At 73.5% G+C, this 24,610-nt stretch carries 23 protein-coding genes and 1 pseudogene; 9 read left to right on the top strand and 15 right to left on the bottom strand.

The annotated features are described in order from the left end of the window. The first annotated feature begins 32 nt into the window (after positions 1-32). Together hpnH and BGP03_RS17685 are read left to right on the top strand one after the other, a co-directional pair. Positions 33-1,037: an adenosyl-hopene transferase HpnH gene (gene hpnH / locus BGP03_RS17680; RefSeq protein WP_296370019.1), complete on the top strand. Its 1,005-nt coding sequence runs from the start codon at positions 33-35 to the stop codon at positions 1,035-1,037. An 87-nt stretch (positions 1,038-1,124) separates the two neighbouring features. Further along, on the top strand, positions 1,125-1,778 hold the full coding sequence (locus tag BGP03_RS17685) for a VC0807 family protein (protein ID WP_298795335.1): 654 nt from the start codon (positions 1,125-1,127) through the stop codon (positions 1,776-1,778). 47 nt (positions 1,779-1,825) lie between these two features. Here the strand turns inward: BGP03_RS17685 and BGP03_RS17690 are convergent, their stop codons facing one another. Then, complete coding sequence (locus BGP03_RS17690; protein ID WP_296370023.1) at positions 1,826-2,926, bottom strand: glycosyltransferase; 1,101 nt, start codon at positions 2,924-2,926, stop codon at positions 1,826-1,828. Between the two features lie 85 nt (positions 2,927-3,011). Between BGP03_RS17690 and BGP03_RS17695 the strand changes: the two genes are divergently transcribed. The 3 genes from BGP03_RS17695 to BGP03_RS17705 are packed head-to-tail and all read left to right on the top strand — an operon-like array spanning position 3,012 to position 7,066. Beyond that, positions 3,012-5,414: a WS/DGAT domain-containing protein gene (locus tag BGP03_RS17695; protein WP_296370025.1), complete on the top strand. Its 2,403-nt coding sequence runs from the start codon at positions 3,012-3,014 to the stop codon at positions 5,412-5,414. A 24-nt stretch (positions 5,415-5,438) separates the two neighbouring features. Continuing rightward, the gene (locus tag BGP03_RS17700; RefSeq protein ID WP_296370026.1) at positions 5,439-6,350 is read left to right on the top strand and encodes a DMT family transporter; all 912 of its coding nucleotides are present in this window, start codon (positions 5,439-5,441) and stop codon (positions 6,348-6,350) included. Then, a complete protein-coding gene (locus tag BGP03_RS17705; RefSeq protein ID WP_298795332.1) occupies positions 6,347-7,066 on the top strand; it encodes an SDR family NAD(P)-dependent oxidoreductase in 720 nt (239 codons plus the stop codon). Before BGP03_RS17700 ends, BGP03_RS17705 begins: the two co-directional genes overlap by 4 nt. Before the next feature lie 49 nt (positions 7,067-7,115). Here the strand turns inward: BGP03_RS17705 and BGP03_RS17710 are convergent. Next, a pseudogene (locus tag BGP03_RS17710) lies at positions 7,116-7,340 on the bottom strand (GNAT family N-acetyltransferase); the annotation flags it as partial. 52 nt (positions 7,341-7,392) lie between these two features. Then, a complete protein-coding gene (locus tag BGP03_RS17715; RefSeq protein ID WP_296370030.1) occupies positions 7,393-8,205 on the bottom strand; it encodes an alpha/beta hydrolase in 813 nt (270 codons plus the stop codon). A gap of 46 nt (positions 8,206-8,251) precedes the next feature. Here BGP03_RS17715 and BGP03_RS17720 point away from each other — a divergent pair, with 46 nt between their 5' ends. Beyond that, entirely contained in the window at positions 8,252-9,232 is a 981-nt protein-coding gene (locus tag BGP03_RS17720; RefSeq protein WP_296370031.1) for a sigma-70 family RNA polymerase sigma factor, read from the top strand. 340 nt (positions 9,233-9,572) lie between these two features. Here BGP03_RS17720 and BGP03_RS17725 read toward each other — a convergent pair whose 3' ends face one another. From BGP03_RS17725 to BGP03_RS17745, 5 genes are read right to left on the bottom strand one after another with little or no spacing between them, the layout of a single operon-like run. Then, positions 9,573-10,142, bottom strand: a complete 570-nt coding sequence (locus tag BGP03_RS17725) for a histidine phosphatase family protein (protein ID WP_298795330.1) — start codon at positions 10,140-10,142, stop codon at positions 9,573-9,575. 16 nt (positions 10,143-10,158) lie between these two features. Then, entirely contained in the window at positions 10,159-10,557 is a 399-nt protein-coding gene (locus tag BGP03_RS17730; protein WP_296370034.1) for a VOC family protein, read from the bottom strand. Beyond that, complete coding sequence (locus BGP03_RS17735; RefSeq protein WP_296370036.1) at positions 10,554-11,315, bottom strand: phosphosulfolactate synthase; 762 nt, start codon at positions 11,313-11,315, stop codon at positions 10,554-10,556. The genes BGP03_RS17730 and BGP03_RS17735 overlap by 4 nt, the downstream gene beginning before the upstream one ends. A 1-nt stretch (position 11,316) precedes the next feature. Continuing rightward, positions 11,317-12,462 (bottom strand): acyltransferase, encoded by a 1,146-nt coding sequence (locus BGP03_RS17740; protein ID WP_298795327.1) that lies wholly within the window; start codon positions 12,460-12,462, stop codon positions 11,317-11,319. Further along, complete coding sequence (locus BGP03_RS17745) at positions 12,459-13,883, bottom strand: AMP-binding protein (RefSeq protein WP_298795325.1); 1,425 nt, start codon at positions 13,881-13,883, stop codon at positions 12,459-12,461. Before BGP03_RS17745 ends, BGP03_RS17740 begins: the two co-directional genes overlap by 4 nt. Positions 13,884-13,987: 104 nt before the next feature. Between BGP03_RS17745 and BGP03_RS17750 the strand changes: the two genes are divergently transcribed. Continuing rightward, positions 13,988-14,878 (top strand): PHB depolymerase family esterase, encoded by an 891-nt coding sequence (locus BGP03_RS17750; protein WP_296370041.1) that lies wholly within the window; start codon positions 13,988-13,990, stop codon positions 14,876-14,878. Here BGP03_RS17750 and BGP03_RS17755 read toward each other — a convergent pair. Further along, positions 14,862-15,140 (bottom strand): DUF6295 family protein, encoded by a 279-nt coding sequence (locus tag BGP03_RS17755; RefSeq protein ID WP_298795323.1) that lies wholly within the window; start codon positions 15,138-15,140, stop codon positions 14,862-14,864. The genes BGP03_RS17750 and BGP03_RS17755 overlap by 17 nt on opposite strands. Positions 15,141-15,142: 2 nt before the next feature. Next, the gene (locus BGP03_RS17760; RefSeq protein WP_298795321.1) at positions 15,143-15,901 is read right to left on the bottom strand and encodes a dienelactone hydrolase family protein; all 759 of its coding nucleotides are present in this window, start codon (positions 15,899-15,901) and stop codon (positions 15,143-15,145) included. A gap of 155 nt (positions 15,902-16,056) precedes the next feature. On the opposite strand from BGP03_RS17760, the gene BGP03_RS17765 reads away from it, so the two are divergent. Beyond that, positions 16,057-16,551 (top strand): hypothetical protein, encoded by a 495-nt coding sequence (locus BGP03_RS17765; RefSeq protein WP_299736782.1) that lies wholly within the window; start codon positions 16,057-16,059, stop codon positions 16,549-16,551. On the opposite strand, the gene BGP03_RS17770 is transcribed toward BGP03_RS17765, so the two are convergent. From BGP03_RS17770 to BGP03_RS17790, 5 genes are read right to left on the bottom strand one after another with little or no spacing between them, the layout of a single operon-like run. Continuing rightward, on the bottom strand, positions 16,552-17,946 hold the full coding sequence (locus tag BGP03_RS17770; protein WP_298795319.1) for an MFS transporter: 1,395 nt from the start codon (positions 17,944-17,946) through the stop codon (positions 16,552-16,554). Positions 17,947-18,006: 60 nt separating this feature from the next. Further along, positions 18,007-19,215: a fumarylacetoacetase gene (gene fahA / locus BGP03_RS17775; protein ID WP_296370047.1), complete on the bottom strand. Its 1,209-nt coding sequence runs from the start codon at positions 19,213-19,215 to the stop codon at positions 18,007-18,009. Next, on the bottom strand, positions 19,212-20,411 hold the full coding sequence (locus BGP03_RS17780) for a cupin domain-containing protein (RefSeq protein ID WP_296370049.1): 1,200 nt from the start codon (positions 20,409-20,411) through the stop codon (positions 19,212-19,214). Before BGP03_RS17780 ends, fahA begins: the two co-directional genes overlap by 4 nt. Beyond that, complete coding sequence (locus BGP03_RS17785; protein WP_298795318.1) at positions 20,411-22,147, bottom strand: FAD-dependent monooxygenase; 1,737 nt, start codon at positions 22,145-22,147, stop codon at positions 20,411-20,413. Before BGP03_RS17785 ends, BGP03_RS17780 begins: the two co-directional genes overlap by 1 nt. Beyond that, positions 22,147-23,112, bottom strand: coding sequence for an MBL fold metallo-hydrolase (locus BGP03_RS17790; protein WP_296370051.1), 966 nt, complete (start codon positions 23,110-23,112; stop codon positions 22,147-22,149). The genes BGP03_RS17785 and BGP03_RS17790 overlap by 1 nt, the downstream gene beginning before the upstream one ends. Before the next feature lie 224 nt (positions 23,113-23,336). On the opposite strand from BGP03_RS17790, the gene BGP03_RS17795 reads away from it, so the two are divergent. Then, positions 23,337-24,596 carry an Ig-like domain-containing protein gene (locus BGP03_RS17795; protein WP_296370052.1) on the top strand — a complete coding sequence of 420 codons (1,260 nt, stop codon included), beginning with the start codon at positions 23,337-23,339 and terminating at the stop codon, positions 24,594-24,596. The last annotated feature ends 14 nt before the right edge of the window (positions 24,597-24,610 follow it).

The following is a 24,610-nucleotide window of genomic DNA, read 5'->3' on the forward strand; positions in this document are numbered from 1 at the left end:
CGGGATCCACCGTGCGAAGGGAAGGTAGAGCCATCAGCATGCCCATGAGGCAGTCGATCCGCCTGGGTGCCTACCTGATGAAGCAGAAGATCAAGCGGGTGGAGAAGTTCCCGCTGCTCGTGGAGCTGGAGCCGCTGTTCGCCTGCAACCTCAAGTGCGCCGGCTGCGGCAAGATCGAGCAGCCCGCCCACCTGCTCAAGCAGCGCATGCCCGTCGAGCAGGCCGTGAACGCCATCGTCGAGAGCGGCGCGCCGATGGTCTCCATCGCGGGCGGCGAGCCGCTGATGCACAAGGAGATCGACGTCATCGTCTCGCGCCTGCTGGATCTCAACAAGATCGTGTTCCTGTGCACGAACGCGGTGCTGCTGCCCAAGCACCTGCACCGCTTCACCCCGCACAAGAACTTCGCGTGGATGGTCCACATCGACGGCCTGCGCGAGCGCCACGACCAGTCGGTCTGCAAGGACGGCGTGTTCGACACCGCCGTCGCGGCGATCAAGCAGGCCCAGGCGGCCGGGTTCCGGGTCAACACCAACACCACGTTCTTCGACACCGACACCCCGCAGGACGTGATCGACGTCCTCGACTACCTCAACGACGAGCTCGGCGTCGACAACATGCAGATCTCCCCCGGTTACGCCTACGAGAAGGCCCCCGACCAGGAGCACTGGCTGGGCGTCGAGCAGACGCGCGAGCTGTTCCGCAAGGCGTTCGACGGCGGGCGGCGCAAGAAGTGGCGGCTCAACCACTCCCCGGTGTTCCTCGACTTCCTCGAGGGCAGGGTCGACCTCTCGTGCACCGCGTGGGCGATCCCGTCGTACTCACTGCTGGGCTGGCAGCGGCCCTGCTACCTGCTCGACGACGGCTACGTGCAGACCTACAAGGAGCTCATCGAGGACACCGACTGGAACGCTTTCGGCCGCGGGAACGACCCACGGTGCGACAACTGCATGGCACACTGCGGGTACGAGCCGTCGGCGGTCTTCGCGACGATGGGCTCGCTGCGCCAGTCGCTCCGGGCCGCGGTGGGGAGCTGAACCGGTCAACCGGGCCGTTATCTCCGCGTTACACGGCCCGATACAGTGCCTCCACCGCAGTAGCAACCGGAGAGGTCACTCCACCTGATGCTCAGCCACCGCACCACGATCCACCTCCCGTCGATCGGGTCGTTGCTGCGCAACGCCGGGCGTCCGCTGCTGGAGTCCACGCTGATCCCGCTGGCGCTGTTCTGGGTGCTGTTCACCCGCGTCGGGTTCGACGCTGGGCTGATCGCCGCGCTGAGCTGGTCGGGGCTGGCCATCGGGCGGCGGCTGGTGCTGCGCAGACCCGTGCCGGCCATCCTGGTGATCAGCACGCTGCTGCTGCTCGCCCGCACGCTGGTGGGCCTGTTCACCGGCAGCGCGTTCCTGTACTTCCTGCAACCGACGGTGCAGAACTTCGTGTTCGCGGCGGCACTGCTGGTCACCCTCGGCCTGGACCGACCGCTGCTGGCCAAGCTCGCCGACGACTTCTGCGCGTTCCCGGCCTCGCTCACCGGCCACCCGCAGATGAAGCGGTTCTTCAAGCGCGTGTCGCTGCTGTGGGCCACGGTGTTCATCGTCAACGGCGTCACCACGCTGGTCGTGCTGGCCACGCAGACGGTGGGCAACTACCTGATGGTCTCCACGGCGGGCTCGTACTCGGTGGTGGCGCTCGGCATCGTGGCGTCGCTGGTCTGGTTCCGCCGCTGCATGGCGGGCCAGGGCATCCACCTGCGGATGGGCGCCCGCCCCGCCTGATCCGCCATGATCACCGGCTCGGCGCACGGGCGGCGGTCATCGCCGCCTCAGCGGGCCGCGAGGTCCCTCAGCGCCGCGTCGAGGTCGGCGACGCCGAAGTCGACCGCCGCGGCCGCCAGGCGGGCCATCCCGGCCGGGTCCCGGATGAGCCCGCGGATCGTGGTCGTCACGTCGGTGCGGGTCGGGCAGACCAGCGCCAGCCCGGCCGCCGCCGTCATCTCCGCACCGGCGCGCCCGTGGCCGGGGACCGGCGTCGCGAACAGCACCGGACGGCCCGCGGCCAGGGCCTCGGTGGCGATCATGCCGCCGGCGGTGGTCAGCACGACGTCGGACGCGGTGACCAGCTCGGGGACGCGGTCGGTCCAGCCGTGCACCACGAGCCGCTCGGCCGGCAGCCCGCGGGCCTCCAGGCGGCGGCGCAACCGGTCGTTGCGGCCCGCCAGCACCACCGCCTGCGCACCCCCGGCCAGCACCGCGTCCACCACCCGCTCCAGGCCGCCGAAGCCCAGCGAGCCCCCGGTCACGAGCACGACGAACGCATCGGGGGCGAGCCCGGTGGCGGCCCGGGCGGCGGCGCGGTCACCCGGCCGGAACCGCCGGTCGACGGCCGGGGGCGCCACCCGCACGTCGGCCGCCGGCGCGATCGCCCGGGCCTGGTCGCGGGAGGCGGGCAACAGCGTCCAGGTCTGGTCGACGTCGGCCCACACCCAGAACGGGTGCACCGCCACGTCGGTGACGACGGCGACGCTGCGCCCCGGCAGGCGGCCGCGGCGGCGCAGCCACGCCAGCCCGCCGGAGGTCATCGGGTAGGTGGAGACCACGAGGTCGGGTCCGTCGGCCACCAGCGGGGCGAGCGCGCGACCGAGCCGGGCCGCGGCCACCGCCTTGAAGAACTCCGCCACACGCGGGTGGGCCACCAGCAGGTCGTAGCCCAGCCCGTAGAGCCGCGGGGCGATCCGCATGGTCACCGCGTAGGAGCTGCGCAGCAGGCGGTCGCGCCCCGGGCCGCCGGTGCCCTCCACCTCCCGCACCTCCGCCGCGGGCCACAGCTCGCGCATCCGCGCGGCGAGCACCCGCGCCGCCGCCACGTGCCCCTCCCCGACCGGGGCCGACAGCACCAGGACCCTCCGGGGCCCACCCTCCTGCACGGCAGCACGCTAGCCCCCGCGGCGCGCCGCCCGATCGGGTACGGCCAGGATCACGACACCCCCGAAGGACGACAGGGACGACCCCGTGACCGTTGACGCCCGCACCGAGCACCGTCCCGCCGCCCCGACGCCCGGACATCACCCCCGCCGGCTCCTGCTCGTCACCGGCAGCATGGGCGAGGGCCACCACGCCGCCGCCCGGGCCGTCGAGGAGGCGGCCAGGGGCGCGTGGCCGGAGGTCGAGGTGACCTGGACCGACACCCTCGACGGGATGGGCGCCGCCACCGGCGGGGCGTTCCGGGGGATCTACGCCGGCTGCCTGCGCCACCTCCCCTGGCTCTACGCCCTCTACTTCTGGCTGCTGACGCACGTCGCACCGTTCCGGGCGGGGACGCGGGCGGTGATCGGGGCGTGGAGCGGACGCGGGCTCGCCCCCCTCCTGGAGCGCCACGACCCCGACCTGGTGGTGGCGACCTTCCCCGAGGGCATCACGGGCCTCGGGTGGCTGCGTCGCCGCGGCCGGCTCGCGCCTGCGGCCGTCGCACTGGTGGCCGATCCCGCGCCGCACCCGCTGTGGGCCGACGCGGCGCTCGACCTGCACCTCGTCTCCACCCCCACCGGCGCCGACCGGCTGCGCCGCATCGCGCCCGGTGCGTCCGTGCGGGTCGCGGGCCTGCCCGTCGCGGGCCGGTTCGCCCCGCCCGCCGGGCCGTCGCGCCGCGCCCGGCCGCTCGTCTACGTCTCCTGCGGCTCGCTGGCCTTCGGCGACGTCGCGGCCGCCTGCGCCGCCGCCCTCGACGGCGGAGCCGACGTGCTCGTCAGCTGCAGCCGCGACCCGGCGGCCCGGCGCCGGCTCGACGCGCTGGCCCGCGCGCACCCCCGCGGGGCGGCGCTGCGGGTGGAGGACTGGATCGACGATCCGGCCGCCGCCACCCGCGACTGCGACGCCGTCGTCACCAACGCCGGTGGCGCCACGGCGCTGGAGGCGCTGGCCTGCGGGCGCCGGCTGCTGCTGTTCGCGCCGATACCCGGCCACGGCCGGGCCAACGCGGCCGTGCTGGAGGCCGAGGGCCTGGCTCGCGTCTGCGCGCGGCCCGCGGACCTGCGGGCGGCGGTGGCCGACCTCGGAGCCGGCCACCACGTGGACCGCACCGGGCACGGCCCGGGGGTGTTCCCGACCGCCGTCGCCGACCTGGCCGGGCTGTTGCCGGGCCGCGACGGCACGACCGGCCGGGGCGCGCGACACGGTCACGGCACCCGTGTCCGTGCCCAGGACGCCCTGTTCTTCTACGCCGCCACCCCGGAGGTGCCCCAGCAGGTGGGCGCGCGCATCGTCGTCGAGGACCCGGATGGGCGTCCGGACTGGCCGGAGGTGATCACCGGGCTCGTCCGCGAGCGGCTGCCGTCGGTACCCCTGCTGCACCGGCGCATCGCCCCTCCCCGGCCGGGCCGGCCGCTGCGGTGGGGCACCGACGCCTCGCCGGAGGGGCACGTGCACCGGGAGGTGCTCGACGACGCCCCGGACGTCGTGGACGCGTTCTTCGCCGCCCCCGTCGACCCGGCCACCACCGGTTGGGAGCTCCAGGTCACGCGCGACCGGGAGGCGGGCGGGATCACCGTGCTGGCCAAGGTGCACCACGCCCTGGGCGACGGGCTGGCCGTCACCGAGGCGCTGACCCGCCTGCTGACCGACGCGGGCCGGCCCCGGGACCCGGCCCCGCCCGTCGCGCCGACGCCCACCGACCGCGTCCGCCGGGCCGCCACGGTCGTCCGGGGCATCGGCGCGCTCGCCCTCGCCGGCACGGCGGGCCGGTCACCGGTCACGGGCCGCAGCAGCGGACCGGGCCACCGCCACGTCGGGGTGAGCTTCGACGGCGCCCGCGTCCGCTCCGCGGCCCGCGCCCAGGGCGTCGGGACGACGGTGCTGGTGCTGGCCGTGGTCGCCGACGCCCTGGGCGAGCTGCTGGAACGGCACGGGGCCCCGACCGAGCACCTGCGCGCGATGGTCCCGATGACGACCCGGACCAGCGCGGACGTGGCCAGCGACGCCCCCGGCAACCGCACCGCAGCCGTGTCCGTGGCGCTGCCGCTCGGGCCGATGTCGGGGGCCGAACGCGTGGCGCGGGTGGCGCGGGCCGTCGCCCGCGGCACGGCCAGCGGTGAACCCGAGGGGGCGGCCGCCGTCCTGGGGCTGCTGGGGCTGCTGCCGGGCCGCGTCCAGGCCGTCATCGTCCGCCGGATCTACGGGCGGCGGTTCTTCCACGTGCTCGCCTCGGTGATGCCCGGGGTGCGGCGCCCGACCCGCATCGCCGGATGCCTGGTTCGCGAGGTCCACCCGGTGCTGCCGCTGGCCGACGGCGTCGGGCTCGCGGTGGGGGTCATGCACTGGGGACGCGCGACGACGGTCGGTATCACCGCCGATCCGGCCCTCGTTCCCGGGATCGTGGGAATACCCGCTGGACTCGCGGCGTCGTTGGACCGGATGTAGGGCCGTCACAGGGAGGGACCGCGTATGGACGCCGGCACGTCGCTGCTGATCGCCGTGCCCGCCGCGGTGATCGGTGCAGCCGGCTTCGGGTTGGCGTCGGCGGCCCAGCAGCGCGCGACCAAGGAGGTCGAGGTCGCGCCCACGCTGAGCCCGCGGCTGCTGGTGGAGCTGTTCGCGCGGCCGATGTGGCTGATCGGGCTCGTGGCCACGATCCTGGCGCTGCTCATGCAGCTCGTCGCGCTGGCCTTCGGGCCGATCACGGTGGTCCAGCCGCTGCTGGTCACGGGGGTGGCGTTCGCCGCGGGCTTCTCGGCGCTGATGGCCCGCCGCCGGCCCGACCCCCTGATCCTCATCGGAGCGCTGTTCTGCGCCGCCGGGCTCTCGGCGTTCCTGCTGCTGGCCCGTCCGGTGTCGGTGGGCGCCGACGAGCACATCGACCTCGTCTCCGGCCTGCCGCTCGCCATCGCGCTCGCGGCCCTGGTCGCCGCCTGTCTCGGCTACTCCGCCGTCGTCACCCACTCGTCGCGGGTACTGGCCCTCGCCCTGGCCACGGGAGTCCTCTACGGCGTCACGGCGGGCCTGATGAAGGTGGTGGTCGGCCAGCTGCGCCTGGGCATCGACGAGCCCTTCCAGCACGTCACCCTCTACGTGGTCTGCATCGTCGGCCCGATGGGGTTCCTGTTGAGCCAGAACACGTTCCAGCAGGGACGGATGATCTCCCCCGCCGTCGCCGTGATCACGAGCGTCGACCCGGTGATCGCCGTGCTGATCGGCGTCGGCTGGCTCGGCGAGCAGCTCGACACCTCCCCCGCGGCACTGGCCGGGGAGTGCGCCGCGGCCGTCGTGGTGATCGCGGGCATCGCGTTCATCACGCTGCGCGGCTCGGCGCTGCTGCACCGCCTCGACGAGCGCGAGACCCGGACCGCGCCGGGATGAGGACCGCCGTGGTCACGGGGGCGTCGTCCGGCATCGGCGCCGCCGTCGCCGAACGCCTCGCCGGATCCTGGGACCTGTTGCTCGTCGGCCGCGACGAGGCCCGGCTCGCCGCCGTCGCGGACCGCACCGGGGGCCGGTCGCTCGTCGCCGACCTCGCCGGACCCGACGGGGTGGAGGCCGTCCGCGCCGCCGCGGACGGCCGGGTGACGCTGCTCGTGCACGCCGCGGGACTCGGCGCCGCCGGGCCGCTCGCGGACACGTCCGCGGCGTGCGTCGACGAGCTGATGCAGGTCAACCTCGTGGCGCCGGTCCAGCTCACCCGGGCCCTGCTGCCCACCCTGGTGGCGCAGCGGGGCCATGTCGCGTTCGTGGCCTCGATCGCCGCGATCGGCGTGGCCGACGAGGTGGTCTACTCCGCCACCAAGGCCGGCCTGCGCGGTTTCGCCGACGCCCTGCGGCTGGAGGCCGGCATCGGCGTCACGACGGTGCTGCCCGGTGCCGTGGACACGCCCTACTTCGCCCGCCGGGGCCGGCCCTACCACCGGCGGTTCCCGCGCCCGGTGAGCCCCGAACGCGTGGCCGCCGCCCTCGTCGACGGGGTGCGGCGACGACGCACCGAGATGTTCGTGCCCGGCTGGCTCACGCTCGGCGCCCGGGTGCACGGCGCGGCACCGGCCCTGTTCGCCCGCCTGTCGCGCCGGGCCGATCCCCACTGACGCCACAGCGGGGCTCGCCCGGGGGGTCCGCGGCGTCGGCGAGGTCGCGCTGCACCCACGCCACGTCGTGCCAGGCGCCGTCCTCCCAGCCGATCCGCCGGTGGACCCCGACGGGCTCGAACCCCATCGCCCGGTGCAGCCCGGCGCTCGCCTCGTCGGGCAGGGTCGTGCCGGCGACGGCGGTCCGGAACCCGCGGGCGGACAGGCAGGTGCTCAGCTCCCCGTAGAGCGCCCGGCCGAGGCCCGCGCGGCGCAGCCCGTCCTCGAGGTACACGCGCCCGTCCTCCTGCGCGGCCGCGCTGATCCAGAAGTCCTCCAGGACCGGGTCACCCTGCGGCACGTCCCCTCTGGTCGAGCAGCGCACGCAGGCGGGTGGCGAACGCGGGAGGATCCTCGACGAAGCCCGCGTGACCGCCCGGGAAGACGGTGGGCTCGACGCCGAGCTGCGCGGCGAGCGCGCGCGTGGTGCGGTCACACATCTGCCCGGCCGAGTCCGCCCCGATGCCCGGCACGACGTGCGCGGCCGTGAGCGCGGCCGGATCGGGCAGCCAGTCGCAGGTGCCGCGCATCTCGTGTGCGAACCACCGGCGCTCGTCCGCCTCCGCCTGTTCCCCGTGCGCGACCAGCACCTCGGCCGGCATGGCGATGCCGGCCCCGGCCAGGAACTGTGCCCACGCCCCCACCCGGTCACCCGTGAGGTAGGTGGCGATCATGGCCTCCCGGTGGGCGCGGAGCTCGTCGCGGTCGTCGAGCAGTTGCTCCAGCGGTGGCTCGTGCGCGATCACGGCGCGCACCAGCTCCGGGCGGGTCTGGGCCAGGGCGAGTGCGGTGACCGCCCCGCCGCTGGAGCCCAGGATCGTCGCCGGCCCGGCGTCCAGGTGCGTGATCAGCCGGGCGAGGTCGTCGGCGCGCAGGTCCGGGGTGGAGTCCTGCTCGGGATCGTGCAGCGGGCTGCGGTGGATGCCGCGCGGGTCGGTGGTGAGCACGGTGTGGTCGACGGCGAGCAGCTCGGCCAGCGGCGCGAACGCGTCGGCGCCCATCGGGGCACCGACGAGCACGACGAGCGGGCCGGACACACCTCGCACCTCGTAGTGGAGGCAGCCGTCGGGGACGTCGAGCACGGATTCCTTCTGGGTCATGGTCATACGAGTAGGGACCGCCGGATGTCGGGCAGAATCATCGGGCATGGGTGATGTTTCTGTGCTGGACCCGGATCTGGCCCGCGCGCGGGCCGGTGACGACGCGGCGTTCGGCCGGCTCGTCGCGCCGCTGCGCCGCCAGCTGCACGCCCACTGCTACGGCATGCTCGGCTCCGTCCACGACGCCGACGACGCGCTGCAGGAGGCGCTCGTGCGGGCGTGGCGCGGGATCGACCGCTTCGAGGGCCGCAGTTCCCTGCGCTCGTGGCTCTACACCGTGGCCACCCGCACCTGTCTCGACAGCATCACGAGCCGGGGCCGCCGCGCCCTGCCGATGGACCTGGGCCCGTCGAGCGCGGCGGTGGTGGCCGGCGACACGCCGCTGTCCGACGTCGCGTGGCTCGGCCCGTACCCCGACGCTGATCCCGAGCAGCGCGCGTCCGTCGAGCTGGCGTTCGTGGCCGCCTGCCAGCACCTGCCGGGCAACCAGCGCGCGGCGCTGCTGCTGTTCGAGGTGCTCGGCTTCTCCGCCGCCGAGATCGCCACGATCATGGACACGTCCACCGCGTCGGTGAACAGCGCCCTCCAGCGCGCCCGGAAGATCGTCGCGGAGCGGGTGCCGTCCCGCGAGGAGCAGCCCGCGGCCCGCGACGCCCGCACCCGGGAGGTCGTCAGCGGCTACACGGCGGCACTGGAGAGCGGGGACGCGCAGGCTCTGGTCGCGCTGCTCACCGAGGACGTCACGTGGTCGATGCCCCCGCTGCCGCGCTGGTACCGGGGCATCGACGCCGTCATGGACTTCGTCGTGGCGGTGCCGCTGGGGAGCTGCGGGGCCTGGCGGCACGTCCCCACCAGCGCGAACGGGCAGCCGGCCGTGGCCGCCTACCTGCGCCCGGGCGACACGGGCGCCCACGACGCGTGGTCGATCAACGTCCTGACGATGCGGGGCGACCGGATCGCCGAGGTCACGTCGTTCATCGGCGCGGAGCACTTCGCGGCGTTCGGACTGCCCCCGTCGCTGCCCTGAGCCGCTGCGGCTCGTCGACGGTCGGGGACGGCCTGAGGTCGAACGCGTCGGTGGGTCACACCCCACCGGCCCCCAGACCTGGCAGTACCGCACCTGTCCGAGCGGGAACAGGCCGGATACCTGCTCCACCGCCAGGGACCCCGCGCACCCGGTCACGTCGCGGCGAGATGCCCGCGCTCGTGGTCGCGACCGCCGCACGGCGGTCATCGAGGCCCACGGTCGACCGTGGCTCATCGTCCTCCGCCCGGGACCGGGCCACCCTTCGGCGGCGCCCCGACGAACGCAGCGCGAGGTTCGACGCGAACGCCGCCTTCCCGATCACCGACGATCTCCTCGACGCCTACCTGCGCGCCTTCGAGGCGCCCGACGACGAGAGCACCACGATCCGCTGATCCCCGACGGCCAGGGGCGTCGGCACGAGCTGCGGCACGGGGTGGGCGTGGAAGTCGGCGAGCGTGGCCTCCCCGGCGAGGTACTGGGCCGTGCGGATCCAGCCGTTGTGCGAGACGACGACCACGTGCTCGTCGGGCGGGACCTCGGCGAGGAAGCCGCCGACCCGCGCGACCAGCGCGTCGAGCTCCTCCCCACCGGGCGGGGTGACGGTCACGTCGAGGTGCCCGCCCGGGAAGTCGACGGGCCGCTCGCGGCGGACGTCGTCCTTCGGCCTCCCCTCCCACTCCCCCATGGCCCGCTCGCGCAGCCGGTCGTCGATGATCACGTCGGCGCCCGGGAAGAGCGCCGCCGCGGTGAGCGCGGCACGGCGCAGCGGTGACGCGTAGACGCGGTCGGCGGTGGGGCCGGGGACGATCCGGGCCAGGGCGGCGGGGTCGGGCTCGACGTCGAGCCCGCCCATGAAGATCCGGTAGCGGTTCCACGCCGTCTCCGCGTGCCGCACGGCCACGAGGGACATCAGTGCACCAGCCCCATCAGTACATCATTCGCGGATCGTCGTAGTACTTGAACTCCAGCAGGTTGTGCGACGGGTCGGCCAGTACGAACGTCTCGTGCTCCTCCGAGCGCCCCTCGAACCGGCGGAACGGCTCCGCGAAGAACTCGAGCCGGCGGTTGCGGGCCAGCCGCAGCAGCCGCTCCCAGTCCTCCTTCGCCCGGAACGTGACGCCGAAGTGGCGCGGGTAGAGCTGCGGCTCCTCCTCGATCACCTCGTGCAGGTGGCACACCACCTGGTCGCCGAAGAAGTCCAGCGTGATCCGGTCGGCGTAGCGGCGGGCCAGCTTGCATCCCAGCCCCGTCACGTAGAACTCGTAGGCCTCGTCGAGGTCCGCGGCCGGGATCGCCAGGTGGAAGACGTCGCCGGTGGTCCTCACACCAGCCCCAGCGTGTCCGAGCGCAGGCCCAGCCGGAGGGTCTCCAGCGGGATCACGTCCTCGGCGTGGATGTTGCCGACGTTCACCGAGGGCCCCAGCCGGCGCACGAAGTACGTCTGCAGCTCCTTGTTCGGCGCCTCGAACAGCAGCCGGTCGACGTCGACGCCGGAGTCGAGGATGGCCTCGATCAGCTCGTCGCGCGGCTGCCCGTCGGGGGTGCAGATGCCGCTGCGGCCGCTCTCGCGCGCCTCCGTGGTGACGAGCTTCGCGCCGGCGGCGAGGTCCTGGCGGATCGAGGAGATCCACTCGGGCGACGACAGCGCCTCGGAGCGCGCCGCGTCCTTGAACCCGACCTCGCTGATCACCGTGAACTCGTCCGACAGCCGCGCCACCCAGCCGGCCTTCTCGTCGTTGCCCATCGCGATGGTGCCGTTGGAGACCTCGACGCAGCTCGCGCCGAGGCTGCGACAGAGTTCCCTCCAGTCGTCGACCATCCCGTCGACCGCGAAGCGCTCGAACAGCGTGCCACCGAAGTAGAAGTCGATGCCCGCCCAGCGCAGGATGTCGATCTTGCGCTTGATGTCGTGCGTGACGAGGGCGGTGCCCCAGCCGAACTTCACCATGTCGATGTACTCGCCGACGCTGTCGATGGCGTCCTCGAAGCGGCCCGTGTGCAGGCCGGGATCGATCACCATCGTGAGGCCGCGCTGCCGCGGGGCGCAGTCGCGCTCGGGAAGGGTGAGCCGTGTGTCGATCATGTCAGTCTCCTCGTGTCCGGTCGCCACCCACGGTTGCGGGCGAAGCTGGGCGGAACCCCCCGGGCCGCCTGGGAGTGAGCTGTGAAGATCTGGTGGAACGGTGTTTCCCGGTGAGCACGAGGCTCAGCGGCGTGGCCCGGAGCACCTCGACGATCAGCAGTGAGCCGACGACCGCCACCAGGTAGACCGCGACGCTCGACCAGGGCGCCGGGAGCGCCGCGGCCGTCGAGTCGGGACCGCCGATGGTCAGCACCCAGAGGATCACCGGGTGCACCAGGAACACCCCGAACGAACGGTCCGACGCGCGGTCGAGGAAGCGCGTCGCGAGGCCGCCGCCCCGACGGTCCGTCCACGCCGCACCGATCGCCCAGAACGCGGCGACCACCGCCACGACCCACGGGATCATCACGGGCTGGAAGACGTCGGTGGCGACGATCGCCCCGACCGTCGGCACCGTGACCTGGTACCCGGCCTCGGCCGCCACCCCCGTGACGACGAACGCCGCGACGACGACACCGGTGTGGCCGCGGATCCAGGCGTCGACGGCGTCGAGGTGCAGCGCCACCACCCCGCCCAGGACCAGGAAGAACTGGTAGCTCAGGAAGATCGAGCCGGCGTAGGGCTGGAGCGCGGCCGGCGCGGAGTCGTGCAGCCAGAGGTCCGTCACCACCTGCAGCGCGAGGCTGGTCACCAGGAGCAGCCCGTGGTGCCCGCGCGTGGCGCGCAGCAGCCACCGGAACGCGGGGAACAGCAGGTAGAACTGCATCGAGACGAGCAGGAAGTACAGGTGGAACCACGCCGTGCCGGTCAGGATGTTGACCAGCAGGAACCGCACCGGGTCGGCCTGCGGCACGCTCACCAGCTGCAGTCCCGTGTAGAGCACCGACCAGACCACGTACGGCACGCCCACCAGCAGGAACCGCCGGCGCCAGAACGGCAGCGCGGCCGGGGCGTGCTCGCGGTAGCGGTGCATCAGCACGAACGCGGTGAGCACGAAGAACGCCTCGCGCGTGAAGTGCAGCAGCATCGTCAGCGCCCCGAAGCGGACGCTCGCGATGTCGTTCACCGTCGATACGGTGTGCACGGCGATCACGCAGGCGAACGTGAGCACACGGACCATGTCGGCGGGGTAGACGTGCCTGCTCACGACGCGACCAGTGCCTCGCGCAGGGCCACCCGGCGCACCTTGCCCGTCGGCCCGAGCGGGAACGACTCCACGACGCGGATCTCGGCGGGCCGCTTGAACCGCGCCAGCCGCTCGGCGCACCGGACCGTGAGCCGCTCGACCAGATCGGCCCCCGCACCGCGCACGAACGCGACCGGGACCTCGCCCAGCACGTCGTCGGGCCGCCCGACGACCACGGCCCCGACCACGTCCGGCTCGCCGAGCAGCACCTCCTCGACCTCGCGCGGGTAGACGAGCTCGCCGCCCCGGTTGACGACGTCGTCGGCGCGCCCGGCCAGGTAGAGGTAGCCGTCGGCGTCGAGGTGGCCGACGTCGGAGGTGTCGAGCCAGCCGTCGGCGTCGAAGCGGTCGGCCGCGGCGCCGCCCGCATATCCGCGGATGACACCGCCCCCGCGGATCCGCACGCGCCCGACCACGCCGACGGGGCACGGCCCGCCCGCGTCGTCGACCACCTGCAGCTCGACGTCGACGGGCCGCCCCACCGAGCCCGGCCGGACGGGCGCGTCCAGCGGCATGGCGGTGATCTGGCTGGCGGCCTCGGTCATCCCGTAGCTCTCGATCACCGGCACCCCGGTGCGCGCCGTGACCAGCTCGCGCACCACGAGCGGCAGCGGCGCCGACGCCGAGCGCAGGAACCGCAGCCCGGGCGGCACGACGGGCACGTCGGCCCGGGACAGGATCGTGAGGACCGCGGGCACCGCGTTCACCCACGTCACCTCGCGCTCGACGAGCATCGGCCAGAACCCGGTGCGGTGGAAGCGGCGCTCCAGCACCAGCTCCGCACCGGCGACCAGCGTGGCCAGCAGGCCCACGACCTGCGCGTTGATGTGGAACAGCGGGAGCGGGTTGTAGCCGCGGTCGGCCGTGGTGAGCCCGTTGTGCCGCGCGACGGCGCCCGCCGTGTGCAGCAGCTGCGCCTCGGTGAGCTCCACGGCCTTCGGGGCGCCGGTGGAGCCCGACGTGAGCAGGACGACGGAGCCCGGCCCCGGCCGCGTCGACGGGCCGCGGCGCGACGGCGCGCCGGGCAGCCCGCCGTCCGTGACGAGCACGCCGCCCCGCCCGGGCCGGTCCGACACCACGAGCGCCGGGGCCAGAGCAACGCGGTACCGCTCTCGCTCGGCCGGCGGGGCGTCCGGATCGACGGGCGCGGAGCACCGGCCGGCCGCGATCACGGCGAGGTGTACGACCGCGAACGCGAGGGGGTCGTCGACGTCGACGAGCACCCGCGCGCCCGCCGGGACACCCCGGGCGTCGAGCTCGCCCGCCCATACCTCGCAGGCGGTGTCGAGAGCGGCGTAGTCGACGTAGCGGGCGCTGCGGGCGTCGGCGACGAATCGACCGTCCGGAGCCGCTGACCTGCGAATACGGACCCATTCACGCATGCAGGAAGCCATGGGGCCCCAGGGTGGACCATTGAGCTGTGGGCTCGCTGAGAGTGCCGTGTGAACTCCCGGACGACGGTGGCGGGAGGCGCATACTCACGGGCGTGAGGTGGTGGCGCGGGGCGCAGATCGGGCTGCTCGTGGTGGCGGCGGTCGCCCTCGCGGTGGGTGTCACGGGCGGGCTCGGTACGACCACGCCCGTGGTGGCGGCGGCCGCCCAGGCCCAGCCGCCGCTGGCCGGCGTCGAGCACGTGCTGACGGTCGCGGGCGTCCGGCGGACCTACCGGACGTTCGCCCCCGCGACCGGCCACGATCTGCCGCTGCTCGTGGTCCTGCACGGCCGCGGCCAGTCGCCGCGGACCGCGATCCAGCAGACCGGCTTCGCGAGCCTGGCGCAGCAGGACCGGGCCGCCGTCGTCTACCCGGACGGCATCGGCCGCTCCTGGAATGCCGGCGGAGGCTGCTGCGGGGTGGCGGGCGCGCGGGGCTCCGCCGACACGGCGTTCGTCGGGGCGGTGGTGGCCGCGTCACTGCGCGACCTGCCCGTCGACGCGGCGCGGGTCTACCTCGTGGGCTACAGCAACGGCGGGAAGCTCGCCTACGCCGCCGCGTGCGCTGAGCCGTCGCTGTACGCCGCCGTCGCCACGTACGGATCGGTGCCGCTCGCGCCGTGTCGGTACGGGACGCCGCGACCGTTCCTGCTGGCCGCGGGCGCCCTGGACCCGATCCTCCCGTTCGGCGGAGCGGCACACGACCGGCCGCCGCTGCCCCCCGTGCGCACCGCCGTCGGGTGGTTGCGGGCGCAGGACGGCTGCACGGGCACCCCCACCTCCCCGACGGCCGGGGCGTCGACGGTCCAGCGCTGGAGCACCTGCCGTCCGGGCTCCGGCGTGACGTTCGTGCTCTACCCGCGCTCGGGCCACACCTGGCCGACGTCGGTGTCGGCGCAGATGTGGGCCTTCCTGACGACGTCCGGTCTCACACCTTCTGGTTAGCCGACGCGATCCCGGCCGGAGCCGACACCACCGACGCGCGGATCGCATCGGCCAGCGCGAGCGCGGCCTCCTCGGTGAGCTCCAGCGCCACCCGCGACGACGGGCCCAGCGCCGGGTTCAGGAAGTCGATGTTGACGGTGTGCCCGTACGGCGCGTGCACGGGATGGTCGACGTAGACGGTGGCGTCGCTGACCGGGAACCACCCCTGCGCACCCTTGCCGCTGCCGTCGACCGCGACCTTCTCGGTCTGGTAGGTGCACACGGTCAGGCCGCCAGGTGGGTGCCGAAGAACGCGAAGATCTTCTGCCAGCCGTCGACGGCCGCCGCGACGCGGTAGGCGGGGCGGTCCACGGCGAAGAACGAGTGGCCCGCGTCGGGGTAGGTGTGGAACTCGTGGGCCTTGCCCAGCCGGTCGAGCTCGGCCGAGAGCGCCGCGGTCTCGTCGGGCGCGGGGTTCTGGTCCTCGGCGCCGAACAGGCCCAGCAGCGGGCAGGACAGGTCCGGGGCGAGCCCGATGATCGGCTTCATGCTGATCGGGAACCCGGCGGGCACCTCGTTGACGACGAACGCGCCGTAGCAGTCCACCGCCGCATCGATGTCGAGCGAGCAGGCCGAGAGGAACGTCTGGCGCCCACCCGAGCAGTGCCCGATGACGCCGACCTTGCCGTTGGCGTTGTCGAGGGACTTCAGGTGCGCCGCAGCACCGGCGACGTCGCCGACCAGCCGCTCGTCGGGCACGCCGCCCGCGGCACGGACGGCCGCGGCCGCGTCGTCCGGAGCCGCGCCGGGCGCCTCGCGGGAGTAGAGGTTGGGGCACAGCGCGGAGTAGCCGTGCACGGCGAACTTCCGCGCCATCTCGAGGGTGGCCTCGTCGTAGCCGGGCATGTGGTGGATCAGCACGACGCCGCCGCGCGGGGTGGTGCCCGTGGGGCGGGCGAGGTAGGCCTCGATCTGGTCGCCACCGTGGCCGGAGATCGTGATCGGCCCGGCTGTGATCGTCTGGGCTGTGATCGGTTCGGTCATGCCTGCGTTCTATCCCACCGGCGGCACCCCGGCACCTCCGGGTTGGATCACCCCCGGGACGAATCGGCCAACCGGAGCAGACCCTTCGCGATCCGGTGCCGGGAGACCGTTCCGAAGCCGATGACGAGCCCGGCCTGCGGTACACCGGCGCAGTAGTGCTCGGGCTCTCGGCGGACGGGATCGGCCTCGGCCTCACGATCGGCTGGACCAGCGGCCTGCTGGCCGGGTCCCGCTCGGGACGCTGGCCGACCGACGCGGCCCCGCGGGGTCGCGGTGCTGCTCGCCGTGCCCACCGCGGCCGCATCGGCGGGTTCGTCCTGGTCGGGGCCGCGCCGGGGCTGGTCGCGTTCGTGCTGGTCTGCTGCGTGTACGCCTGCGCGCAGACCGGATCCGGGCCGCGCGGCAGGCCCTGCTCGCGGCGCCGGTGCCGCCCGCCGAACGCACGGCGGTGCGGGCGGATCCAGGCCACGGCCGACGCCGGGCTCGGCGCCGCGCTGGGCGGGTGGCACTGGCGATCGACACCCCCGCCGCCTACGTCACGGCGATGGCGCTCGACGCCGCCGGGTTCCTGGTCGCCGCCACACGAGAACGAGTGCGCGCTGATCATGAACGCCGACGCCGAGCGCGCACTCGGAACCACCGCCCGGTGATCAGGCGGGCGCGTCCCGGGCCGCCACCAGATCACGTGCCTCCTGCTCGGTGGCCACCGCGGGCGGGGAGCCGTCCAGGGGGCGGCCGGCTGTCTCTTGTATGAGGTACACGCTGATCAGGCCCACGACGCCGGCGGCGATCAGATAGTAACCGGGCCAGTTGAGATCCCCGCTGACCAGCACGAGCGCCGCGATGACCGTGGCCGCCGTCCCGCAGAACGCCGAGACGAAGATGTTGAACGCGATGGACAGGCCGCTGTAGCGGATCTCCGTCGGGAACAGCGCCGGGAGCGTGGACGGCGAGACGGCCGAGAACAGCACCAGCGTCAGCCCCATGATCATCAGGCCGCCGAACGTGGCCCCGAGGCCGCCGACGCGCAGCAGCAGGATCGTGGGCAGGCCCAGGACGATCAGCGCCATGCAGCCCGTGTAGAGGATCGGCTTGCGGCCCACCCGGTCGGAGAGCCGCCCGATGAACGTGATGATCACCATCAGGATCAGCAGCACCACGATCTGCAGGATGTTCGACGCCGACTCCGACGTGCCGGCCTCCCCCGCGGCCGGCAGCGTCGAGGTCAGGTAGGTGGGGATGTAGGCGGTGAGCACATAGTTCGTGACGTTCCACCCCACGACGAGCCCGCCGGCGAGCAGCATCGCGCGCCAGTGCCTGGTGAAGATCAGCCGGAAGGCGTCCTGGGTGGAGGTGCCCTCGTGGGTCTCCGACCGGGCCACCATCACCTGGAACGCCGGGGTCTCCTCCAGCCGCGAGCGCAGGTAGAGCCCGACCACGCCGAGCGGGAACGCGAGCAGGAACGGGATGCGCCAGCCCCAGCTCTCCATCTGCTCCGGCGGGAGCACGGCGATCAGGACGGCGGAGAACGTGGCCCCCATCGCGTACCCGGTGAGCGTGCCGAACTCCAGCCAGCTGCCGAAGAACCCGCGCCGCCGGTCGGCGGAGTACTCGGCGATGAACGTCATTGCGCCGCCGTACTCACCGCCCGTGGACAGGCCCTGCACGACGCGCACGAGCAGCACGAGCAGCGGCGCGGCGACGCCGATGCTCGCGTAGCCCGGGATCAGGCCCAGCACCGTGGTGCCCGCCGCCATCATGATCACCGTGATGGCGAGCACCTTGGTCCGGCCGATCCGGTCGCCCAGCGGGCCGAAGATCAGCCCACCGATGGGACGGACGATGAACGACACCGCGAACACGCCGAACGTGTAGACCGTGGCCGTGGCCGGGGGCAGGTTCGAGAAGAACACCTTCGTGATGACGACCGCGAGGTAGGAGTAGACGCCGAAGTCGTACCACTCCGTCACGTTGCCGATGGCCGCCGCTGCCACCGCACGTCTCATCGTCTGTTCGTCGGTGATGGTGATCCCGCTGTCGTCCACGCGCCGGAAGGTTAATGGCGGGTGGACGAATCCGCTGAACAGAGCAACGGAGACGGACAATCAGTCGACAATGCTCGGGACAACCTTTCCGTACACCTCGCCGAATCCGATGCGGGCGCCGCCGGGGCCGGGGGCCGTGGCGGTGATGGCCACCTCGTCGCCGTCCTCGAGGAACGTGCGCGTGCCGCCGTCGGGGAGGGCGAACGGCTCGGTGCCGCCCCAGGAGAGCTCCAGCAGGCAGCCGCGCTCCCCCTTCACCGGACCGCTGACGGTGCCGGACCCGTAGACGTCGCCGGTGCGCGTCGGTGCGCCGTTGACCGTCATGTGGGCCAGCTGCTGGGCCGGCGTCCAGTACATCGTGGAGAAGTGCGGCCGCGAGACGGTGTGCCCGTTGATCGACAGCTCCAGGTCCAGGTCGAGGCCCCAGTGGTCGACGTCGCGCAGATACGGCAGGGGCTCGGGGTCGCGGGCGGGCGGCGCGACGCGAGCGTCCTGCAGCGCGTCCAGGGGCACGATCCACGGCGAGATCGACGTGGCGAACGACTTGCCCAGGAACGGTCCGAGCGGCGCGGTCTCCCAGGCCTGGATGTCGCGGGCGGACCAGTCGTTGAGCAGGAAGACCCCGAACACGTGGTCGGCGAAGTCGGCGACGCCGATGCGCGTGCCCATCTCGGACCCGACGCCGACGACGAACCCGACCTCGGTCTCGACGTCGAGGCGCTTCGACGGGCCGAACCCGGGCGTCTCCTTCCCCCGGCGCTGGCCGACGGGACGGACGATCGGCGTGCCGGAGACCACCACCGAGGACGAGCGGCCGTGGTAGCCGATCGGCAGGTGCTTCCAGTTGGGCGGCAACGCATCGGCGACGTCGGGCCGGAAGATGTGGCCGGCGTTGGTGGCGTGGAACTCGTTGGAGTAGAAGTCGACGTAGTCGCCGACCTCGATCGGCAGGTGCAGGGTGACGTCGGCCAGCGGGTACAGGTGGGGCCGGACCCGGTCGGCCGAGGACGCCTCGGTGAGCCAGTCTCGGATCGTGGCGCGCACCTGCGCCCAGCGCGCCCGGCCCGCGGCCAGCAGCGGGTTGAGCACGGGCCCGGACAGCAGCGACGCGAACGGGGCGGCGGCCGCGGAGGCGACGGCGCCGACGTCGAGCACCCGGTCGCCGACCGCGACGCCGACCCGGCGCGGGCCGTCGCCCGGGCTGAAGACGCCGTAGGGCAGGTTGTCGAGGCCGAACGCGGTGCCGGCGGGCAGCTCCATCCAGGTCATGCTCCGGGCCCCCGTCCCGACCAGGTCCAGGCGTAGCCGGGGTCCTCGCTCGCCGCGGCGCCCTCGCCGAGCTCCAGCGGCCGGAACGTGTCGACCATGACGGCCAGCTCGTCGAAGAACTCCGCACCCAGGCTGCGCTCGACGGCACCGGGCTGCGGGCCGTGGCTGTGGCCACCGGGGTGCAGGCTCACCGACCCTTTCGCGATGCCCGAGCCCTTGCGCGCCTCGTAGTCGCCGCCCACGTAGAACATCACCTCGTCGGAGTCCACATTGGAGTGGTAGTAGGGCACGGGGATCGACAGGGGATGGTAGTCGACCTTGCGCGGCACGAAGTTGCAGATCACGAAGTTGGCGCCCTCGAACACCTGGTGCACGGGCGGGGGCTGGTGCACCCGGCCGGTGATCGGCTCGAAGTCGGCCACGTCGAACGTGTAGGGGTAGAGGCAGCCGTCCCAGCCGACGACGTCGAACGGGTGCGAGGGGTGGACGTAGCGGGTGCCGGTGACGCCCCGCGAGCCGCGGTGCTTGACCAGCACCTCCACGTCCGTGCCGTCGACCACCAGCGGCTCGTCCGGGCCGTGCAGGTCGCGCTCGCAGTAGGGGGCGTGCTCCAGGAGCTGGCCGAACCGCGAGAGGTAGCGCTTCGGCGGGGCGATGTGGGAGTTCGCCTCGATCGCGTAGAGGCGCAGCGGCTCGTCGCCGGTGGGCACCCAGCGGTGGGTGGTGGACCGGGGCAGCACCACGTAGTCGCCCGCCGACGCGGGGAGCGCGCCGAACACGGTCTCCACCGTGGCGGCGCCGGACTCGACGAACACGCACTCGTCGCCCACGGCGTTGCGGTAGAGCGGGCTGGCCTCGCCGGCCACGACGTAGGAGATGCGGACGTCGGCGTTGCCGAGCACCAGCCGCCTGCCGGTGACGGCGTCGCACGCCTTCCACTCCTGGCCGGCGAAGAGCGTGTGCAGCTTCAGGTGGCGCGGCAGCAGCGGGCGGTTCTCGGTGGTGGACTGGTCGGGCAGCTCCCACGGCGTGGCGTCGACCAGCGCGGACGGCACATGGGCGTGGTAGAGCAGCGACGAGTCGGAGGAGAACCCCTCCTCGCCCATCAGCTCCTCGGAGTACAGGCCACCGTCGGGGCGCCGGTGCTGGGTGTGGCGCTTGGGCGGGACGTCACCGACGCTGCGGTAGTACGCCATCAGGCTCCTCCTCGATCGGCCGTGACCGATGGTGATCGCTGCGGGTGGTGCGGTACGGCCCCGGCGGGGGCGCTGTCGTGCGGTGTACGCCGATCCTCTCCCGGCACGGCGTCGTCCGGCACACCCTCTCGCCCTCCGACGTCTCCCAGCGCGCGGCCGTCTCCCAGCGCGCGGCGCAGCGCGGTGGCCAGCGTCTCCGCGTCGGGTCCGGTGAGCACCGCGGCCACGTGCGCGTCGGGACGCACGACCCACACCTCCCCCGGACGGGCGGCGAGTGCGGCGACCAGTCCGCCGTCGGGGTCGAGCTCGGCGGTGCGGTGCACCTGCACCGGCGCGTCGACGGCGTCGGCGGCACGGTGGGCGGCCGCCAGGTCCGCAGCGGGCAGGACCAGCACCAGCACCCCGGCCCGGGCCAGCTGCCGCAGCCGCACGGGGTCGTGCGCGGATAACGGTGTGGGAACACCGTTATCCGCGCACGGGCGCCGGAGGCGCACGCTCACGTCGGGCAGCAGGACGCCGGGCCCGGGGGCGGGGAGGGCCCCGCGGGGCGGGCGGCCGGCGAACGAGCGGGTCGGATCCGGGGTGGTCAGGGGCGAGTCGGCGTACCAGAACGGTTCCGCCAGCCGCCCCGAGTCGACCTCCGCGCGGGCGGACAGGTCGTCCACCGCACGGGCCAGCACGTCCGCCCGGCGGGCCGCACGGGCGGCGTCGGGGGGCACCAGGAAGTCCATGGTGGCCGTGGTGACCGCGATGTTCTCGCGCGCGGCCGCGTGCCGCTCGTGGTGGTAGCTCTCCAGGAGCCCCTCGCCCGCCCACCCCCGGCCGACATGCGCGATCTTCCAGGCGGCGTTCTCCGCGTCGGCCACCCCGGAGTTGAGCCCGCGCGCCCCGAACGGCGACACGAGGTGCGCGGCGTCGCCGGCCAGCAGCACCCGACCGACCCGGAAGCGGTCGGCGCACCGGGAGTGGAAGCGGTAGACGGAGGTCCACACCAGCTCGTAGGGCCGGTCCCCCACGATGGCCCGGATCCGCGCGTCGACGGCTTCGGGCGACAGGTCGGCGTCCGGCGGCACCTGCCAGTCGATGCGGAACGTGGAGTCGGGGCAGGGGTGGATCAGCACCTGCCGGCCGGGGTTCCAGACCGGGTCGAAGAAGAAGCGGCGCTCGGTGGCCCACCCGGGCAGATCCACGCGGATGTCGCAGATGAGGAACCGGTCGTCGAACGAGCGACCCTCGAACGCCACCCCCAGGCGCTCCCGCAGGCCGCCGCCCGAGCCCGAGCAGAGCACGACGAACGGCGCGCGCAGCTCGCCCCGTGCGAGCCGCACCGTCCCGTCCGGGCCCACGTCGAGCACCTCGCTGTCCCAGCGCAGGTCGACGAGCGGCTCGGCGGCGATCCGCTCGTCGAGGATCTCCTCGGTGCGCGCCTGCGACAGGTTGACGAACGGCGGGAACGGTGAGCGGCCGGCATCGGCGAAGGTCTGGTCGAACAGCTCGCGGTCTCCGTGGAACGTGCGCGCCGTGGTCCAGGTGACGCCCTCGGCGGCGATCTGCTCGCCCGCCCCGACCGACGCCCACACGTCGAGCACGTCGCGCTGCTGGCAGATCGCGCGCGACCCGACGACGTCGCGGCCGGGGCGGCGGTCGAGCAGCACGCTGGGCACGCCCCACTTCGCCAGCAGCAGCGCCGTGGTCTGGCCCACGGGACCGGCGCCGACCACCACCACGGGGTCCATCAGGCCCCCTGCAGCTGCGCCCAGACCTCGCGGTCGCGCTCCCCCGTCCAGATGACGGGCCGCTCGATCCCCGACAGCTCGTCCCAGAGCCGGGAGACGTCGAACGGCAGGCAGTGCTCGAAGATCGGCCAGCGCCCGTACTGCTCGTGCAGCGCCGCATGGCACGCCTCGAACGCGTCCTTCAACGAGCCGCCCCGCCCCTGCACCGCCGACACCTCGGCGATCATGACCTGCAGGAAGCGGCGGGTCTGGGCGATGGCCGCGTCGACCTCGGCGCGCCCGCGGCTCACGGCACCCCGCCCGCCGACCAGCGCCTCGGCCCCGATGGCCGCCACCGCGTCGAGGGTGGTGGTGGACCAGTCGCGGTGGAAGGCGTCACCGGTGTACAGCGCCGCCTCGGCCTCCACGAGGTCGCCCGCGAACAGCACCTTCTGCTGCGGGAGCCACGCGACGATGTCGCCCTCGGTGTGCCCGCGCCCGCAGTACTGCAGGACCAGGTCACCGCGGTCGCCGCCCAGGTCGATGGTCATCCGGTCGGAGAACGTGGCCGTGGGCCAGGTCAGCCCGGGCACCGAGTCGGCCTGCTCGGCCAGGCGCGGCATGCGCGCGAACTCCGACTCCCAGTCCTGCCGGCCCCGCTCGGCCACCAGCTCGCGGGTCTTCTCGTGGGCCACGATCACCTCCGCGTCGAACGCGCTGGCGCCCAGCACGCGCACGGCGTGGTAGTGGCTGAGCACCAGGTAGCGCACGGGCTTGTCGGTGTGCTCGCGCAGCCGGTCCAGCCAGCGGCGGGCCGCGACGGGCGTGGCGAGCGCCTCGAAGCAGACGAGGAAGTCCTCCCCCTCGACGGCCCCGACGTTCGGGTCCCCCTCCGCGGTGAGCGCGTACACGCCGTCGGCGAGCACCTCCAGGGTCTGCTGCTTCTCCGCCAGATCTCCCGACGACGCGAACGGCTTCGCTGCCATTCCGAACCCCTTCCGTGATGATCAAAGGTTTTACTACCGATACGGTACGACATCCGGGGCGCCTGTGGGAACACCGGAACGCAGATACCGGACAGGACGATCACCGTCAGCGGGAAAAGGGACCCCGACCGGCCGGTGATCAATCGGACAGGTCCAGAATCGGGGGACGCAGGGGGAACCGGTCAGGGCGGCCGGCGGCGCCCCGGCGGGATGGAGCAGCCCGGATGGCTTGGGGTGAATCGGCGTTCTCCGGTTCGGGGCCGGGGCGGCAGTGGCTGTCGCTGGGCCTCGGCGTGGCCGTCCTCGTCGGGCTGGGCTCGGGCGTCGCCCTCGCCACCCACCCACCGTCGGCCAACGCCCAGACCATGAGCGTCGCCGGGAGCTCCGCGTCCGGCCCGGACGCGGGCGGTCAGGCCGTCAGCCAGGCCGTCCGCCCGGTCGTGTCCATCACCCCGGACGCCACCACGCCGCTCAACCCGACCCGGCCCATCGTGGTCACGGTCGCGCAGGGCACCGCCAAGGCCGTCACTGTGAAGACCCCGAACGGCAAGACCGTGTCGGGCACCCTCGACGCCGCGGGCACCACGTGGACCTCGAAGGGCGACCTCGCCTACGGCACCACCTACGCCGTCGGGGTCGACACCCTCGACCCGAGCGGCGCCCCCGGCCACCAGGACCTCAGCGTGTCCACCGTCGACCCGAGGGTCCAGGCCTACCCCTCGTTCATCCCGCCGCCCGGCCAGACCACCGTCGGCGTCGGCCAGCCCGTCGTCGTGCGCTTCAACCACCCCGTGAAGGACCGCGTCGCCGCCCAGAAGGCGCTGTCGGTCACCTCCAGCGCCGGGCAGACCGGTTCCTGGTACTGGCTCTCGGACACCGAGGCGCACTACCGCCCGCAGACCTACTGGACCGCGAACTCGACGATCACGCTGAAGGCGTCCATGTTCGGCGTCGACCTGGGCGGCGGCACGTTCGGCGAGACCGACCGCACCGAGACCATCCACGTCCACGACGCGTGGGTCGCGAAGGCCGACGGCGCCACCGAGCAGATGCAGATCTTCGACAACGGCGCGCTGGTCAAGACGATGCCGATCAGCCTCGGTTCCCCCGGCCACCCGTCGCACGTCGGGCCGCACGTGATCTCCGACAAACAGCCGTCGATCACCATGGACTCCTGCACCTACGGCGTGTGCCAGGGCCAGCCCGGCTACTACAAGGAGCAGGTCGACCTCGACGAGCGCATCTCCGACGACGGCGAGTTCGTGCACTCGGCCCCGTGGTCGGTGGCGTCGCAGGGCGGCCAGAACGTCTCCCACGGCTGCGTGAACCTCTCCCCCGCCAACGCCCAGTGGTTCTTCGACCACTTCGGCATCGGGGACGTCGTGGAGATCACCAACTCGGGCGGCCCGCAGCTGCCGCTGACCGACACCTACGGCGACTGGGAGCTCACCTGGGCCCAGTGGTTGAAGGGCAGCGCCGTCTAGGCGGCCCTAAACTC

Origin of the sequence: Pseudonocardia sp. 73-21, from assembly GCF_001899645.1 — a bacterium.
Lineage (GTDB): Bacteria > Actinomycetota > Actinomycetes > Mycobacteriales > Pseudonocardiaceae > Pseudonocardia.

Excerpts from the sequence above, each read along its gene's own strand:
- BGP03_RS17720 (WP_296370031.1), top strand. The coding sequence starts at position 8,252 with ATGGGTGATGTTTCTGTGCTGGACCCGGATCTGGCCCGCGCGCGGGCC.
- BGP03_RS17785 (WP_298795318.1), bottom strand. The coding sequence starts at position 22,147 with ATGGACCCCGTGGTGGTGGTCGGCGCCGGTCCCGTGGGCCAGACCACG.
- BGP03_RS17705 (WP_298795332.1), top strand. The coding sequence starts at position 6,347 with ATGAGGACCGCCGTGGTCACGGGGGCGTCGTCCGGCATCGGCGCCGCC.
- BGP03_RS17725 (WP_298795330.1), bottom strand. The coding sequence starts at position 10,142 with ATGTCCCTCGTGGCCGTGCGGCACGCGGAGACGGCGTGGAACCGCTAC.
- BGP03_RS17715 (WP_296370030.1), bottom strand. The coding sequence starts at position 8,205 with ATGACCCAGAAGGAATCCGTGCTCGACGTCCCCGACGGCTGCCTCCAC.
- BGP03_RS17685 (WP_298795335.1), top strand. The coding sequence starts at position 1,125 with ATGCTCAGCCACCGCACCACGATCCACCTCCCGTCGATCGGGTCGTTG.
- fahA (WP_296370047.1), bottom strand. The coding sequence starts at position 19,215 with ATGACCTGGATGGAGCTGCCCGCCGGCACCGCGTTCGGCCTCGACAAC.
- BGP03_RS17780 (WP_296370049.1), bottom strand. The coding sequence starts at position 20,411 with ATGGCGTACTACCGCAGCGTCGGTGACGTCCCGCCCAAGCGCCACACC.
- BGP03_RS17745 (WP_298795325.1), bottom strand. The coding sequence starts at position 13,883 with ATGCGTGAATGGGTCCGTATTCGCAGGTCAGCGGCTCCGGACGGTCGA.
- BGP03_RS17700 (WP_296370026.1), top strand. The coding sequence starts at position 5,439 with ATGGACGCCGGCACGTCGCTGCTGATCGCCGTGCCCGCCGCGGTGATC.
- BGP03_RS17760 (WP_298795321.1), bottom strand. The coding sequence starts at position 15,901 with ATGACCGAACCGATCACAGCCCAGACGATCACAGCCGGGCCGATCACG.
- BGP03_RS17795 (WP_296370052.1), top strand. The coding sequence starts at position 23,337 with ATGGCTTGGGGTGAATCGGCGTTCTCCGGTTCGGGGCCGGGGCGGCAG.
- BGP03_RS17790 (WP_296370051.1), bottom strand. The coding sequence starts at position 23,112 with ATGGCAGCGAAGCCGTTCGCGTCGTCGGGAGATCTGGCGGAGAAGCAG.
- BGP03_RS17735 (WP_296370036.1), bottom strand. The coding sequence starts at position 11,315 with ATGATCGACACACGGCTCACCCTTCCCGAGCGCGACTGCGCCCCGCGG.